Origin of the sequence: Bacillus sonorensis NBRC 101234 = KCTC 13918 (assembly GCF_001592005.1) — a bacterium.
Classification (GTDB): Bacteria; Bacillota; Bacilli; order Bacillales; family Bacillaceae; genus Bacillus; species Bacillus sonorensis.
On the sequence record NZ_BCVZ01000002.1, the window covers coordinates 1 to 13,358 of the forward strand.

A 13,358-nucleotide genomic window follows, 5' to 3' on the forward strand; every position below is an offset into this window, starting at 1 on the left:
GCTCGAGCCGATACCGCCCATGACCCTGTCCATCATCGTATAGGCGATGGTCGGGTTGATCTCCATCATGATTCTTCCTTCAAGGGGATGAACCTCAAACAGATTGAGGATCGTCATGTTTGGAATGGATCTGATGAATTCCTCATATGGAACCTGGTCAACCGAGCTTACCGAGATTTGGATGTATGTTCTCAGCTGCGCCGAAAAATAGGTTGTTAAAAGCCTCGCAAAGTTATCGTGAATCCTTGTCAAACTGCGGATCTGATCCTTTGAAAAGCGGAGCGCCCGTTTAAAATCGTATACTTTTACTTTTTTAACGGTCTCTTCCTTTTTCAGCTCATCGGCGTCCATTTCTCCGGTCGATATCGCTGAAAGCAATGCATCGATTTCATTTTGGGAGAGCACTTCTCCTGCCATCTTATTTTTCACCTCCGTGGTCCTGTCGAATATCGTTCCTACTGCAGATTAAAGGAGGTAATATATACTGTTTTTACTTTGCCCTCTTTCATGTAGTCCGAGTTGAGCTTTTCTTTCAGCTGCTCTTTAAAACGGTCTCTCCCTTTTTGTCCTTCCATTTCTTTAGCCGTAGTGTTCGCCAACAGGGAAATGACTGTATCTTTGATTTGGAAATCGCGTTTTTCAAGCTCTTCCTTCGCTTCTTTCGAATCGGTTTCAAGCTTGATCGACAGCCGGACATAGTTGTCCGATTTCAGGTTTGTCGTGATTTCAGCGATTTCCACGGACGATTCCACCACTTCGTCAATGGTCGGTTCCTGTTTGGCATCCTTTCCGCTTGCATTTCCTTTGATGACAAAAAAGGCAGCCAGCCCCAGTGCGGCAATCGCCAGAATAATAATCATCATGATTGCTAGAAGTTTTTTATTCATTCTGATTCCTCAATTCTTTGGTCACAAGAAAGTATTTGGATTTTTTGATAGAATGACACGATGCTTTCTACAACAGTATCTTCATCTTCTTTGACAACAAATTTCTTTCCGTTTGACAGCGTAATTGTCGTGTCGGGAAAACATTCAATTTGTTCGATTAATATTGCATTCAGAATAAAGGGTTGTCCGTTTAATCGCGTAACCTTAATCATCGTTTTGCAGCAGGCGCCCTATGAGGCGCCCGCCTCCCTCCTTATCGCTTCAGATTGACGAGCTCCTGAAGGATCTCATCAGAGGTTGTAATGATTTTCGCGTTGGACTGGAAGCCGCGCTGCGCGATAATCATTTCGGAAAATTCTTCCGAAAGGTCGACGTTTGACATTTCAAGCGCGCTTGTTTGCAGTTTGCCTGATGAACCTTCGCCAGGTGCGACAATCTGTGCGGCCCCTGAGCTCAATGATTCACTGTAGAGGTTGTCGCCCATTTTCATTAAGCCGTCCGGATTGCTGAACGTCGCAAGCGAGATTTGTCCGGCCTTGACGCTGTTGTTATTTTGATCTACATATGTCACCGTTCCGTCTGGTGCAATGGCGAAGCTTTTCGCCTCGTCCGCAGGGATATTGATTTTCTGATTGTCGGCCGTTAAGACAAACAGTCCGTCTGCAGTTATTAAATCGCCTTCATCAGACAGCTTGAAGTTACCGTATCTTGTATAGCTGATCTCATTCCCCGTGCCGACCCGGAAATAACCATCACCAGTGATCGCGATATCCAGCTGGCGGCCGGTTGTCGAAGGTGCGGCATTTGTATGAATGGTGTCGATTGATCCGACTGTTGAACCGAGCCCGACTTGCATGCCGTTTACTGATCCCCTGTTGGCAGTTGAGGCAGACGCCCCTGAAAGCTGCTGGCTGACGATGTCTTTAAAGGTGACCCTGCTTTTCTTAAATCCTGAAGTATTGACGTTTGAGATATTGTTTGCGACGACATCAAGCTTTGTCTGGAAGTTTTTCATGCCGCTGATTCCTGAATAAAGTGAACGTAACATTGAGTATTCCTCCCTGTATGATCTGTTTTTATTTGGCAGATACGCCTACCGCGGTCACATTCCACGGGCTCACTTCGGTGCCGTCGTCAAGGACGAGCTTATATTGGCCGTCTGAGCTTTTTATTGATTTGACGAGCGCGGTTTTTTCTTCTCTGTTTTCATTTTCATAAGTGACTTCTTTCCCAATCCAGTCGACATACATGGACATCGGATCTTGAAGGCCGACGAACGTTGACATCGTTGTATTTAAGTTGGTCAACTGTTCAAGGCTTGAAAAAGTTGCCATTTGCGCGATGAATTCGCGGTCTTCCATCGGATTTAAAGGATCTTGGTACTGCAGCTGTTTTACCAGCAATTTCAAAAAGTCATCCTTGCCCAGGTTGGAGCTGCCGGATGCCGTCTTTTTTTCCGAAGACGCTGTCGAATTTGCATTTGCGGCCGCGGTGATTTGGGTTCTTGCGGCAGCTGTTGTTTCAGACATTAGATCTCCTCCTCGTGATCCTGCACTCTGCTTTCAATCAGTTCATCCAAAAATTCCTGAAAATCTTCGTTTTCCTGTTCTTTTTGCTGATCTTGTTTCGGCGGCTGGTGATGCTTTTGCTGATCATCTGCCGGCTGGCCGAACGGCTGGTCTCCTGTTTGAAGCGGAACGCTGAAGCGGTCGATCTGTACAGACATCGTCGGAAGCGCCTGCTTCAGCTGGGCCAGGTTGTGTTCCAAAAGCTCTTTCGCGGATTGGGTCGAAGCAATGATCTTGCTTGAGAACATCCCATGCTGTTTGATCAGTTTGACGGTGATAAACCCCAGATTTTCAGGATTGAGACGAATGGTAAAGCTGCCTGTCGATTTCCCGAACGGCGTATATTTCATCTGCTTCCATGAGCCGAGTATCTGATCCGTGAATGTCTTTGACTGGGAAGATGTTTGATCACCTGCAGTCGCGGCCTGGAATGTGTTCACAGGCAATGATTCGGATTTCTGATGGCCGGTAAAGCTTTGGTGCAAAAGAACCGGTTTTTGCTCAGCTTTAGGCTGATTGTCTTTAGGAAGGACGAAGTACTGCTTCTCTGAAACCTGTACATCCGTTTTTTTGCCCAGAAGAAAGGCTTTCAGTTCGCTTTCGGCCATCTTCCATTCCTTTGCTCCCGTTTCCGCGGTGTTTTTCATCATCTGGTCGATGACACTTTGAAAGCTTTTCAGCTCTGCCTTTGACATGGACAGCAGTTTGGACTGGTCAGGATCTTTCGTGAATATTTGGCGCCTCAGCTCATCAACAAGCTCAGGCGAAGCTCCTTTGTCCTGCAGCATCTCGAGAAAGGCCGGCCCTTTTTCTAAAATGGATGCGATCTGCGTCGATTTTTCGAGCGGCTGTTGCTCATACACGAGCGTGTAGAGAAGATGCTGAATGCTTGTGAGAACTGTCTCATCAGGCGGATCATCGCCTTTTATCTTATCTCCGTCATTTCCGCTTAGCCGCTCTTCAGCTGGATGTTCCAACAGCTTTCCGTCTGCAGGAGCGGCGCCCTCTTCAGCGGCAGGCTGCAGCAAAGACTCGATTTTCTTCAGCAGCTCTTCAGCCAATGCTACTGTCTCCGGGTCTTTTGTCCCCTGACCAGCAAGATCCTGAAGCGCCTTGAGCCAATTTTCATCGAACTGGACGCCTGACTTTCCCGACAGCCAATTCTCAATGGTTTGCAAAAGCTCATTCGCACTTTCAGCCTGTCGGGACGTTCCTTCACTGTTCCCGTTTGACGTGAGGCTTTCTTTTTGCAGCACATTTTGAAACAACATACCCGCGGTCGTATTCCCATTTTTCCCTATCGTTTGCACCGGCGGCGCACTCTCAATAGAGATCATATCCAACAGCTTCAACTGATTCCCCCCTTTCTTAACGATCCTTAAGTTTTGACAGCTGCTCCGTTAATCCGGCGGCTTTATCAGGCGACATTTTCGCAAGAATTTCGCTGATCTTCTGCTTGTTCAAGGCATTCAGAATTTTGACCGCTTCCTTTTCATTCAGCTGGCTTAAGATTTTGGCGGCCTTGCCGCTGTCCATGCTCTGGTAGATTTTCACGACTTTTTGCGCTTGTTCATCGCTGTCGGTATCAGAGCTTGCTTTGTTCTTGCCGTCTTTTTTGGCATCTTTCTCGAGTTTTTCAAACGAGCGGACCTTTTGGTTCAGTCTTTTAATCTCTTCATCGCTTGTTTTTAGATCGCTTGTCAGCGTATCAATTTTCGTTTTTTGTTCTTTGATCGTTTTCTGAAGCTCTTCGGTTTGGCCGTCTTTCGTTTTGTCCGCAGAAGCCGCCTCCTGCTTGTCATCTTGAACGAAGTCCTTCACGAAAGGAATATGGGAAGCGACATCTTTCACTCCGACACCGGAGAGCCACAATCCGACACATGCCAAAATGATTAAGAAAATGAACGGAATGACAATCAAAAACAAAAACGTCTGAAATTTACCGGCTTTTTTTTCTTCGGTCATTGTTTCTACTCCTAATTTCCATGAGTCGTAAATTGGGTGATGGATATATCATCCATCTCCTTTATTTCATTTGCTTTGTTTCGTATTAAAAACATTTCAAGCTGTTTTTCTTTCATTTTTTCAAACTTTTTGAGTTCAATGTTTTTTTCAGTCAAATCGTTTTGCTTTTCGTTCATTTCGTTTCTTTTCATGATGACAAGTTTTTGATAATGGTGAATGGTGTTTTCAAGATTTGTGACAAATTGCTGGTAATGCCTCATTTCTTGAACGCTCATTCCCGTCTGCAGCTTGATTTCTTTATTTTTTTCAAGCGTTTCTTTTTGGTTCATGCTTTCATACAGCTTTTCTGCAACCTTTTCAAATTCGGATACCGATTGCTGATATTCCGCGAATGATTGGTCTTTTTCATTTTCCTTAAGCTCCAATAGCTTCTGAAATTTAAATGAATAAGCCATTCTATCCCTCTCTTCCTGTAAGACTCTTTAAGAAGGAAATGCTGTCTTCCATGGATGCCGCTTCATCAACATCCTGTTTGAGAAAACTGATCAGCTTAGGATGAAACTGGATTGCTTCATCAATTTCTCTTGAGGATCCTTTTTTATAAGCGCCAATGCTGATTAAATCCTCTGAGTTTTGATAAGTTGATAGAAGCTCTCTGAAGCGGTTTGCAGCATTGGTATGTTCTTTCTCAGAGATGTTTCCCATGACCCTGCTGATGCTTTTTAAAATATTGATCGCCGGAAACTGGCCTTTATTGGCGAGATTCCTGTCAAGGACGATATGGCCGTCCAGAATCCCCCTTACAGTATCGGCGATCGGTTCGTTCATATCGTCGCCGTCGACAAGCACCGTATAAAATGCCGTGATTGAGCCGTTTTCATTTGCGCCTGTTCGTTCTAAGAGCCTAGGTAAAATAGCGAACACTGAAGGTGTATAACCTTTTGTTGTCGGCGGTTCTCCCGCCGCTAAGCCGATTTCCCTCTGCGCCATGGCGACCCGTGTCACCGAATCCATCATAAACATCACATTTTGGCCTTTGTCGCGGAAGTATTCGGCGATGGCCGTCGCCGTATATGCAGCTTTCAGCCTCATCAAAGCCGGCTGGTCGGATGTCGCGACAACGACGATCGAGCGCTTCAATCCCTCTTCTCCAAGGTCTTTTTCGATAAACTCGCGCACTTCGCGGCCGCGCTCACCGACAAGGGCGATGACATTCAAATCCGCTGCCGTCTGTCTTGCAATCATTCCCATCAGGGTGCTTTTTCCTACACCGCTGCCCGCGAAAATTCCGACCCTCTGTCCTTTTCCGACGGTTAAAAGGCTGTCAATCGACCTGACCCCGACTTCCATTTTTTCTCCGATCGGAGGCCTTTTCATCGGATTCGGCGGCGCTTGCTCTGTAGAAACCGGAGTCAGACCTTTTGGGAGCATACTGCCGTCGAGCGGGTTTCCAAACGCATCGACAACCTGTCCGATCAGGCCGGCGCCCACTTTGACCCTCAATGATTCGCCCGTGGCTTCAACAATGCTGCCCGGCGCAATATTTGATGCTTCAAGATACGGCATAAGAAGGATATTTTGATCTTTGAAGCCGACGACTTCAGCTTTAATGATCTTTCGGCTGTCTCCTTTTGTATAGATCTTGCAGACATCACCGATCGAGCTTTCCGGCCCTTTGGACTCAATCATTAAACCGACGGCCTGTTTTACTTTTCCATAGCGTTTATAAGAATCTGCCGTTTCAATACATTCCAGCAGCTGTTTCAGCATCACTGGCTTTCACCCGCCGTTTCAAGCATGTCGAGCAGTTTTTGCTTGAGCTGCTGCAATTGGGTGTCAATGCCCGCATCGATTCTTCCGAAGGCCGTTTCTATATAGCAGGTGCCCTTCGCCGCTTTTTCATCAGCGTAGATCGCAAGGTGCGCACCGTATTGAAGCAGCTCTTCCAGCTCTTTTTTATGACTTTGAACCTCTATGTAGTATTCAGGGTCGACATATATGGATATCTCGTCAAACTCTTTCATTTCAGACAGCACCTGTTTCACAAGATCCTTGAAGGCTTCCTTGTCATCAGGCTTTTGGTTCCATACTTTTTTGGCCAGGGAAACGGCAAGCGCGATGATTTCTTCGGCAGAGCGTTCGATTTTTTCTTCATAGTCTTGTCTTGCCGTTTTGACGATCGCGTTGGCATGTTCCAACTGAGATGCATAAGCTTGCTCCGCCTCAGCCTTTCCCAGCTCAAACCCTGCCTCGAAACCTTCTTTTTCGGCCTGTTCAATCAAGGCCTCGCGCTCTCTATCCCATGCCTTTCGTTCCTCTTCGATTTGCCTGCGGACATGTTCGAGTTCCACATTCGCCTTTTCATATATTTTGCTTGCTTCCTGATGCGCCTGGTTGATCAGATGTTCGGGATCGGGCGTTTCAAGAAGGTCAGCTCCGCTTTCAGGGAGCTTCACTTCTTTTAATGAAATCGTCCGCCTTTTCTTATCCGGAATAGATGATAATCGCTGTTTAATAATGTTAGACAATGATATCATCTCCTCCGCCTCTGGCGATTACGATTTCACCCGCTTCTTCCAGTCTCCGGATGACGCTTACGATTCTGGACTGAGCTTCTTCGACATCACGCAGTCGTACAGGGCCCATAAACTCCATTTCCTCTTTGAAGGTTTCAGCCATACGCTGTGACATATTGCTGAACACAATGTCTTTGACCTCTTCGCTGGCCACCTTTAAGGACAGGAGCAGATCGTCGTTTTCAACATCGCGGATAACCCTTTGAATCGCACGGTTGTCAAGCGTGACAATATCTTCAAAGACAAACATCCGCTTCTTAATTTCGTCAGCAAGCTCCGGATCCTGGATTTCCAAGGCGTCAAGTATCGTTTTTTCGGTCCCCCTGTCAACCCCGTTTAATACTTCCACAACCGCTTCTATGCCGCCGGTTTGTGTGTAATCCTGAGTGAAGGTGGATGAGAGCTTCTGCTCTAAAATCTGTTCCACTTCGTTAATGATCTCCGGAGACGTCCGGTCCATGACGGCGATCCGTCTTGCGACCTCGGCCTGCACATCCTGATTCAGTTCAGACAAGATCTGTCCGGATTGCACAGGATCGAGGTAGGATAGAATCAAAGCGATCGTCTGCGGATGCTCGTGCTGAATAAAGTTCAGAATTTGTTCAGGATCGGCTTTTCTGGCAAAATCAAACGGTCTGACCTGCAAGGATGATGTGAGCCTGTTGATGATGCTGGACGCTTTTTCCTCACCAAGGGCCTTGTCCAACACCTGTTTGGCATAGTGAATGCCGCCTTGGGAAATGTATTCCTGGGCAATGGCCGTTTCATGAAATTCTTGAATAATTTCATCTTTTTTCTGAGGCGAAACAGATCTGACATTCGATATTTCCAGCGTCAGCCTTTCAATCTCTTCATCTGTTAGATGCTTGTAAACGGAAGCCGACACATCAAGCCCTAAGGATATCATGAGAATGGCCGCTTTTTGTTTGCCTGTAAGCTTGTCTTGTTTCATATTTGCCATTTCAATACTCCTCCTAATCCTCGGTCAGCCAGCTGCGTAATAATTTCGCGAATTCTTCCGGTTTATCTTTCGCCATTTTTTCAAGCTGTTTCCGCCTTACAGATTCTTCTGTTTCTTTTTCATCGTTCACGTCTGCCACTCTCACCGGTTCCTGAGGCATTTCATACCATTCTTCTTCATATTCTTCATCGTCATTTTTGCGTCTTCTTACAAGCCAGAAAATGAAGCCGATCAGCGCAACCAAGAGCACTCCGCCTGCAATATAGGCCCAAAGCGGTATGCCGCCGGTCTCCTTCTCAGTATCAAACGTTGCTTTTCCATCGAATTTTTCGACGGATACGACGATTTTATTTTGAAGATCTTCGTCTGACAGGTTTTGATTCTCGGATTTGTCAATGGATGTCCGGACGATTGTAGAAAGAATGTTTTTAATATCGTCCTGTCTTTCCTGTGTCAAAGAAGTCGGATTTTTCGGATCTGGCGGCTCAACCAATACTTGAATGCCTAAATCTCTGACCTTATAAGGGCTTTCTGCGATTTCTTTATGAATCCGGTTGACTTCGTAATTGAGACGGTCTTCGCTTTTTTCGTAATTGCCGTTCTGATTGCCGTCTTCTGTTTCGGCGTAATTCGTGACATCCTGATCACCTGTGCCGTTGACTCCGCCGGCCTGCGCCCCGTCTCCCGCATAAGTCTCGCTGATTTTTTCCGAGCTCACGACGATTCCAGCCATATTTTCTTTATCGACCGGCTCAACGAGGTCTTCTTTTCTTTTTTCCTGTGTAAAGTCGATGTCTGTTGTAACAGATACTGCGACTTTATCCTGCCCCATCATAGTGCCGAGCAGGCTTTGCACCTGTCTTTGCAGGTCTTTTTCGATTTGCGTCTTGATCTCCCGCTGAGAAGCGTAGGTGTCTCCCGACGAATTCCCCGAGTTCCCGCTGTTTTGATCATAGTAATTTGAATTTTGGTCCATGATGACAATGTTTTTAGGATCAAGATTCGGCACGCTTTTCGATACTAGATGATAGAGGCCGGTAATCTGGCTTTTATCAGGCGTATAGCCAGGCTTGATTTGCAGTACGATTGACGCAGAAGCTTCCGGCTTTTCCTCTCCGATAAAGACGGATTCTTTCGGGAGGTTGATCATCACCTTCGCGTCCTTGATGCCTTCCATGCCTTTGATTAAGTTGGACAGTTCCGTCTGCGTCGCCTCAGCTTTTAAGACGTCAAACTCATTGTCCGTCATGCCGAAACTGGCATTTTGGCTGAAGAATGAATAATCAATGCTTCCGCTTTTCGGCAGGCCTTCGGCAGCCAGATCCACTTTCAGCGAATCCACTTTTTCTTCAGGGACCTTGATGACGGTGCCGTTATCCGCAAGTTCGGTAGGCACGCCCTTCTCATCAAGCACTTTTTTAATCTGGCCTGCTTCTTCGGCAGATAAATCTTTATAAAGAGGAACCATCTTCTCAGACGAGGCGAAAATAGCGATGATGATGGTCAGGATGATGGCCGCTGCAAAGCCGCCGATCATCAATATTTTTTGCAGCTTCGATCTGTTGTTCCAAAAATCAGTTATTTTCGTTTTGATTTGCAATAAAGTACGATTCATCTTACTCCCCCGGTAGTTACACTAATTCTCTTCGCTTTCAGACTCCTTTCCTACATTTGCATTCTCATGATTTCCTGATAAGCCTCAACCGCTTTATTGCGGAACTCAGTCGCTGCGGTTAATGTCACGTTTGCTTTTTGAGCCGCGATCATAACCTCGTCAAGATTGACATTTTGGCCGAGCGCCAACGCGTTTGTCAGCTTATCAGAGTCATTTTGAGATTGATTCAGAGCATTGATAGAATCTTTCAGCACATTTGAAAAGCTGGTTTCGTTTCCGGAACCCGCTTGCTTGTTATTGATTTGATTCGTTACATCTGTCCCCGCCTGTGCGGATTGAACCTGAAACGGAGAAATTCCATTGATCATCAGTTCATCACCCTACTTTCCGATTTCTAATGCTTTCATGAGCATTCCTTTTGTCGCATTCATCGCTGTGACATTCGCTTCATAAGATCTGGTGCTGCTCATCAGGTCGACCATTTCCTTGAGGGGATCGACGTTTGGCATCTGAACGTAGCCGTCTTCATTTGCGTCAGGGTGTGTCGGATCATAAACAAGCTTAAAAGGTGTTTCATCTTCGCTGATTTTCGTTACTTTTACTCCTTCGCCGATTCTGTTTGACGCATTCATTGATGACTGAAGAACAGATGAGAAGGATTCGCCTTTCGGAGACGTCGACACGAGCTTTCTTCTGTAGGGCTGCCATTCCCCGTTTACTCTTTTGGCCCTTGTAGTGTCCATGTTCGCCAGGTTGGAGGAAACAGTATCCATTCTCACCCGCTGAGCAGTCAGCGCAGAAGCCGAGGTATTAATGCTATTGAATATCCCCATCATTTACCTCCCGTAATCGCGGTTTTCAGTGAATTGAATTTCCCGCTTACTCTTTCAACAAGTGCTTGGTATTGAATTTGATTTTGGGCCATTTCGCTCATTTCCCGATCGATATCTACGTTGTTTCCGTTTTGCTGATATGATGTTTGCTTACTAGAGGCAATTGAATAATTAGACTCACTGCCTTTGAAGTCAATATGCCTATAGTCAGTTTTTATCGGGTTGATTCGTGAGGATTCCTCATTCAACATGCTTTTAAAGGAAACTTTTTTCGCCTTATAGTTCGGTGTATCTACATTGGCGATATTATTGGTTATGACTTTTTGCTTAACGTTTGCTCTTTGCAAGGCTCCTTCAAGTGTATGTATAGTTCCTGAAAATATATCCACCGCCAAAAACCTCCAATCTTTTTCCATCTGTCTTAAATTCTTGTCGAGAATTGTAAAAACCATAAGCCTATTGTAAGAAATAATAGGCTTAAAGTCTATGATCTGGGAGCAAAAAAAAATCGTAATATATATCTATTTTACGAATAGGTATTTTGACCTAGATTATAAGAACTATGTTTTGGTGAGGAAATGGAGGCGTCTAAATAATATACTTGTATATTATTTTCGAACTGAAATTTGTGGTAATATCGATTTTTCCGCACAAAAAAATTACAACAGTATAACATTTAAGAGAAAACAAAAAAAGGGTGCAGAACATTTCGTTCTGCACCCTTTACATTTAATGAGACTTCAGTTTTTCAAGCTCCATGAGGAATTTGTTGTTGAGCACTTTAATATATGTGCCTTTCATCCCTAATGATCTGGATTCAATAACACCGGCGCTCTCGAGTTTTCGCAAGGCATTCACGATGACGGAGCGCGTAATGCCGACTCGGTCGGCGATTTTACTCGCGACAAGCAGGCCTTCGTTTCCGTCAAGCTCTTCAAAGATATGTTCAATCGCTTCAAGCTCACTGTATGATAATGAGCTGATCGCCATTTGAACAACCGCTTTGCTGCGGGCTTCCTCTTCGATTTCCTCGGCCTTTTCTCTGAGAATCTCCATTCCGACAACAGTTGCGCCGTATTCGGCAAGGATCAAATCATCATCTTCAAATTTCTCCTGAAGGCGTGAAAGAATCAATGTTCCCAGTCTTTCGCCTCCTCCGATAATCGGTACGATCGTCGTCAGTCCCGCTTGGAAAAGATCGCGGTTTTCAACAGGGAACGCCGTATATTCGCTGTTAATATCCAGGTTTGATGACGTTTCCGGAATGTTGAACAGGCTTTTTGTGTAATCTTCAGGAAACTGGCGTTCTTCAAGCATTTTTTTCATCCGGTCATTTTCGATCTGCTGGTTAATTGAGAAGCCGAGGAGCTTACCTCTGCGGCTGACAACGAAAATGTTTGAATCGATGACGTCGCGGAGCGTTTCGGCCATTTCTTTGAAATTAACCGGCTTCCCTGCCGCATTTTGCAGCATTGCATTAATCTTTCTTGTTTTTTGTAATAAAGCCATAATAAATAATCCTCCTAAATTACTCGTATTTAATTGTTTTTTATAAAATAAACTGGCTTAAATCCTTATTCTTGGCGATCGAACCTAGCTTTTCTTCGACATACTGCGGCGTGATCACCACATGTTCCATCGTCACATCCGGAGCCTCGAATGAGAGCTCTTCCAACAGCCGTTCCAAAATCGTATGCAGCCTTCTCGCTCCGATGTTATCTGTGTCCTGGTTCACATGATAAGCCACTTCTGCAATCTTACGAATAGCATCGTCAGAAAATTCAAGAGATATACCTTCAGTCTTTAATAAAGCTTTGTATTGCTTAAGAAGCGCGTTATCAGGTTCAGTTAAAATCTTGACAAAGTCATCAATGCTCAGCTTTTTCAGTTCAACGCGGATCGGGAAACGGCCCTGAAGCTCAGGAATTAAATCAGACGGCTTCGCCATGTGGAATGCGCCCGCCGCAATAAACAGCACATGGTCGGTTTTAACCGCGCCATACTTAGTCATGACAGTCGATCCTTCAACGATCGGGAGAATGTCGCGCTGCACGCCTTCCCTTGATACGTCCGCCGAAGATGAGGCACCGCTTTTTTTGGCGATTTTATCGATTTCATCTATGAAAATGATCCCTGACTGTTCGGCTCTTATTACTGCTTCCTGAGCCGCTTCGTCCATATCGATAAGCTTTGCCGCTTCTTCGTTCGTCAGCACCTTTCTCGCTTCTCTGACGGTGAGTTTGCGGCGTTTTTTCTTTTTCGGCATCAGGCTGCTGAGCGCATCCTGCATGTTCATGCCCATCTGTTCCATACCCGAGCCTTGAAGCATATCAAACATCGATGGCTGCTGCTCCTCAACCTCGACCGTGACATAATGGTCCTCCAGTTCGCCCAGAGCAAGCTGATGGGCAATCCGCTTCCGCTTGTTTTCAATATCAGACTCTTCCTGCATTTCCGCATCGTCGTTTTGCTGATCCTGATTTCCGCCAAACAGCATTTCAAAAGGATTTTTGGCGCCCGTCTGTTTTTTCCTTCCGGGGACAAGCAGGCGCACGAGCCGTTTATTCGCATTTTCTTCGGCAATGCCTTTTACTTCATTCATTTTTTCTTCTTTGACAAGACGGACGGATGTTTCTACAAGGTCTCTGACCATGGATTCAACATCCCGGCCGACATAGCCGACTTCCGTGAATTTCGTCGCTTCGATTTTAACGAACGGTGCGCCGACAAGCTTTGCGATCCGCCTTGCAATCTCGGTTTTTCCAACACCCGTCGGGCCCATCATTAATATGTTTTTAGGAACGATTTCTTCGCGCAGCTTTTCATCAAGAAGACTTCTTCTGTATCGGTTTCTCAAAGCGACGGCGACCGCTTTTTTCGCATCGAGCTGGCCGATGATGTACTGGTCAAGCCGTTCAACAATCTGTCTCGGCGTCAGCGGCTTTTTTTCCAT

General features: G+C 45.6%; 17 protein-coding genes. All 17 read right to left on the reverse strand.

The features are described from left to right. The coding region (locus BTR1S_RS02690) for a flagellar motor switch protein FliM (protein WP_029418503.1) at window positions 1-417 on the reverse strand (417 nt) is incomplete at its 3' end. 38 nt (window positions 418-455) lie between these two features. Next, a complete protein-coding gene (gene fliL, locus BTR1S_RS02695) occupies window positions 456-887 on the reverse strand; it encodes a flagellar basal body-associated protein FliL (RefSeq protein ID WP_006638166.1) in 432 nt (143 codons plus the stop codon). Beyond that, the gene (gene swrD / locus BTR1S_RS02700) at window positions 884-1,099 is read right to left on the reverse strand and encodes a swarming motility protein SwrD (protein ID WP_006638167.1); all 216 of its coding nucleotides are present in this window, start codon (window positions 1,097-1,099) and stop codon (window positions 884-886) included. The genes fliL and swrD overlap by 4 nt, the downstream gene beginning before the upstream one ends. Window positions 1,100-1,140: 41 nt before the next feature. Continuing rightward, complete coding sequence (gene flgG, locus BTR1S_RS02705; RefSeq protein ID WP_006638168.1) at window positions 1,141-1,935, reverse strand: flagellar basal body rod protein FlgG; 795 nt, start codon at window positions 1,933-1,935, stop codon at window positions 1,141-1,143. 28 nt (window positions 1,936-1,963) lie between these two features. Further along, window positions 1,964-2,416, reverse strand: coding sequence for a flagellar hook assembly protein FlgD (flgD, locus tag BTR1S_RS02710; RefSeq protein WP_006638169.1), 453 nt, complete (start codon window positions 2,414-2,416; stop codon window positions 1,964-1,966). Further along, window positions 2,416-3,807, reverse strand: coding sequence for a flagellar hook-length control protein FliK (locus BTR1S_RS02715; RefSeq protein WP_006638170.1), 1,392 nt, complete (start codon window positions 3,805-3,807; stop codon window positions 2,416-2,418). The genes flgD and BTR1S_RS02715 overlap by 1 nt, the downstream gene beginning before the upstream one ends. A 16-nt stretch (window positions 3,808-3,823) precedes the next feature. Next, window positions 3,824-4,420, reverse strand: coding sequence for a MotE family protein (locus tag BTR1S_RS02720; RefSeq protein ID WP_029418504.1), 597 nt, complete (start codon window positions 4,418-4,420; stop codon window positions 3,824-3,826). A gap of 11 nt (window positions 4,421-4,431) precedes the next feature. Beyond that, the gene (gene fliJ / locus BTR1S_RS02725) at window positions 4,432-4,875 is read right to left on the reverse strand and encodes a flagellar export protein FliJ (RefSeq protein ID WP_029418505.1); all 444 of its coding nucleotides are present in this window, start codon (window positions 4,873-4,875) and stop codon (window positions 4,432-4,434) included. Between the two features lies 1 nt (window position 4,876). After that, entirely contained in the window at window positions 4,877-6,190 is a 1,314-nt protein-coding gene (fliI, locus tag BTR1S_RS02730) for a flagellar protein export ATPase FliI (protein WP_006638173.1), read from the reverse strand. Further along, window positions 6,190-6,957 carry a flagellar assembly protein FliH gene (gene fliH / locus BTR1S_RS02735; protein ID WP_034325767.1) on the reverse strand — a complete coding sequence of 256 codons (768 nt, stop codon included), beginning with the start codon at window positions 6,955-6,957 and terminating at the stop codon, window positions 6,190-6,192. The genes fliI and fliH overlap by 1 nt, the downstream gene beginning before the upstream one ends. Continuing rightward, a complete protein-coding gene (gene fliG, locus BTR1S_RS02740) occupies window positions 6,941-7,957 on the reverse strand; it encodes a flagellar motor switch protein FliG (protein ID WP_029418507.1) in 1,017 nt (338 codons plus the stop codon). Before fliG ends, fliH begins: the two co-directional genes overlap by 17 nt. Window positions 7,958-7,970: 13 nt before the next feature. Beyond that, window positions 7,971-9,572: a flagellar basal-body MS-ring/collar protein FliF gene (gene fliF / locus BTR1S_RS02745; RefSeq protein ID WP_006638176.1), complete on the reverse strand. Its 1,602-nt coding sequence runs from the start codon at window positions 9,570-9,572 to the stop codon at window positions 7,971-7,973. A gap of 50 nt (window positions 9,573-9,622) precedes the next feature. Further along, window positions 9,623-9,940 carry a flagellar hook-basal body complex protein FliE gene (fliE, locus tag BTR1S_RS02750; RefSeq protein ID WP_006638177.1) on the reverse strand — a complete coding sequence of 106 codons (318 nt, stop codon included), beginning with the start codon at window positions 9,938-9,940 and terminating at the stop codon, window positions 9,623-9,625. A 12-nt stretch (window positions 9,941-9,952) separates the two neighbouring features. Further along, on the reverse strand, window positions 9,953-10,405 hold the full coding sequence (flgC, locus tag BTR1S_RS02755) for a flagellar basal body rod protein FlgC (RefSeq protein WP_006638178.1): 453 nt from the start codon (window positions 10,403-10,405) through the stop codon (window positions 9,953-9,955). Continuing rightward, window positions 10,405-10,794 carry a flagellar basal body rod protein FlgB gene (gene flgB, locus BTR1S_RS02760; RefSeq protein ID WP_029418508.1) on the reverse strand — a complete coding sequence of 130 codons (390 nt, stop codon included), beginning with the start codon at window positions 10,792-10,794 and terminating at the stop codon, window positions 10,405-10,407. Before flgB ends, flgC begins: the two co-directional genes overlap by 1 nt. A 340-nt stretch (window positions 10,795-11,134) precedes the next feature. Next, a complete protein-coding gene (gene codY, locus BTR1S_RS02765; RefSeq protein WP_006638180.1) occupies window positions 11,135-11,914 on the reverse strand; it encodes a GTP-sensing pleiotropic transcriptional regulator CodY in 780 nt (259 codons plus the stop codon). A gap of 40 nt (window positions 11,915-11,954) precedes the next feature. Next, entirely contained in the window at window positions 11,955-13,358 is a 1,404-nt protein-coding gene (gene hslU / locus BTR1S_RS02770; RefSeq protein ID WP_029418509.1) for an ATP-dependent protease ATPase subunit HslU, read from the reverse strand.

What these genes read in the sequence shown, in the direction of transcription:
- flgG (WP_006638168.1), bottom strand. Translation starts at nt 1,935, where the DNA reads ATGTTACGTTCACTTTATTCAGGAATCAGCGGCATGAAAAACTTCCAG.
- flgD (WP_006638169.1), bottom strand. Translation starts at nt 2,416, where the DNA reads ATGTCTGAAACAACAGCTGCCGCAAGAACCCAAATCACCGCGGCCGCA.
- fliG (WP_029418507.1), bottom strand. Translation starts at nt 7,957, where the DNA reads ATGGCAAATATGAAACAAGACAAGCTTACAGGCAAACAAAAAGCGGCC.
- fliI (WP_006638173.1), bottom strand. Translation starts at nt 6,190, where the DNA reads ATGCTGAAACAGCTGCTGGAATGTATTGAAACGGCAGATTCTTATAAA.
- codY (WP_006638180.1), bottom strand. Translation starts at nt 11,914, where the DNA reads ATGGCTTTATTACAAAAAACAAGAAAGATTAATGCAATGCTGCAAAAT.
- fliL (WP_006638166.1), bottom strand. Translation starts at nt 887, where the DNA reads ATGAATAAAAAACTTCTAGCAATCATGATGATTATTATTCTGGCGATT.
- fliH (WP_034325767.1), bottom strand. Translation starts at nt 6,957, where the DNA reads ATGATATCATTGTCTAACATTATTAAACAGCGATTATCATCTATTCCG.
- flgC (WP_006638178.1), bottom strand. Translation starts at nt 10,405, where the DNA reads ATGGGGATATTCAATAGCATTAATACCTCGGCTTCTGCGCTGACTGCT.
- fliF (WP_006638176.1), bottom strand. Translation starts at nt 9,572, where the DNA reads ATGAATCGTACTTTATTGCAAATCAAAACGAAAATAACTGATTTTTGG.
- swrD (WP_006638167.1), bottom strand. Translation starts at nt 1,099, where the DNA reads ATGATTAAGGTTACGCGATTAAACGGACAACCCTTTATTCTGAATGCA.
- hslU (WP_029418509.1), bottom strand. Translation starts at nt 13,358, where the DNA reads ATGGAAAAAAAGCCGCTGACGCCGAGACAGATTGTTGAACGGCTTGAC.
- fliJ (WP_029418505.1), bottom strand. Translation starts at nt 4,875, where the DNA reads ATGGCTTATTCATTTAAATTTCAGAAGCTATTGGAGCTTAAGGAAAAT.
- fliE (WP_006638177.1), bottom strand. Translation starts at nt 9,940, where the DNA reads ATGATCAATGGAATTTCTCCGTTTCAGGTTCAATCCGCACAGGCGGGG.
- BTR1S_RS02720 (WP_029418504.1), bottom strand. Translation starts at nt 4,420, where the DNA reads ATGACCGAAGAAAAAAAAGCCGGTAAATTTCAGACGTTTTTGTTTTTG.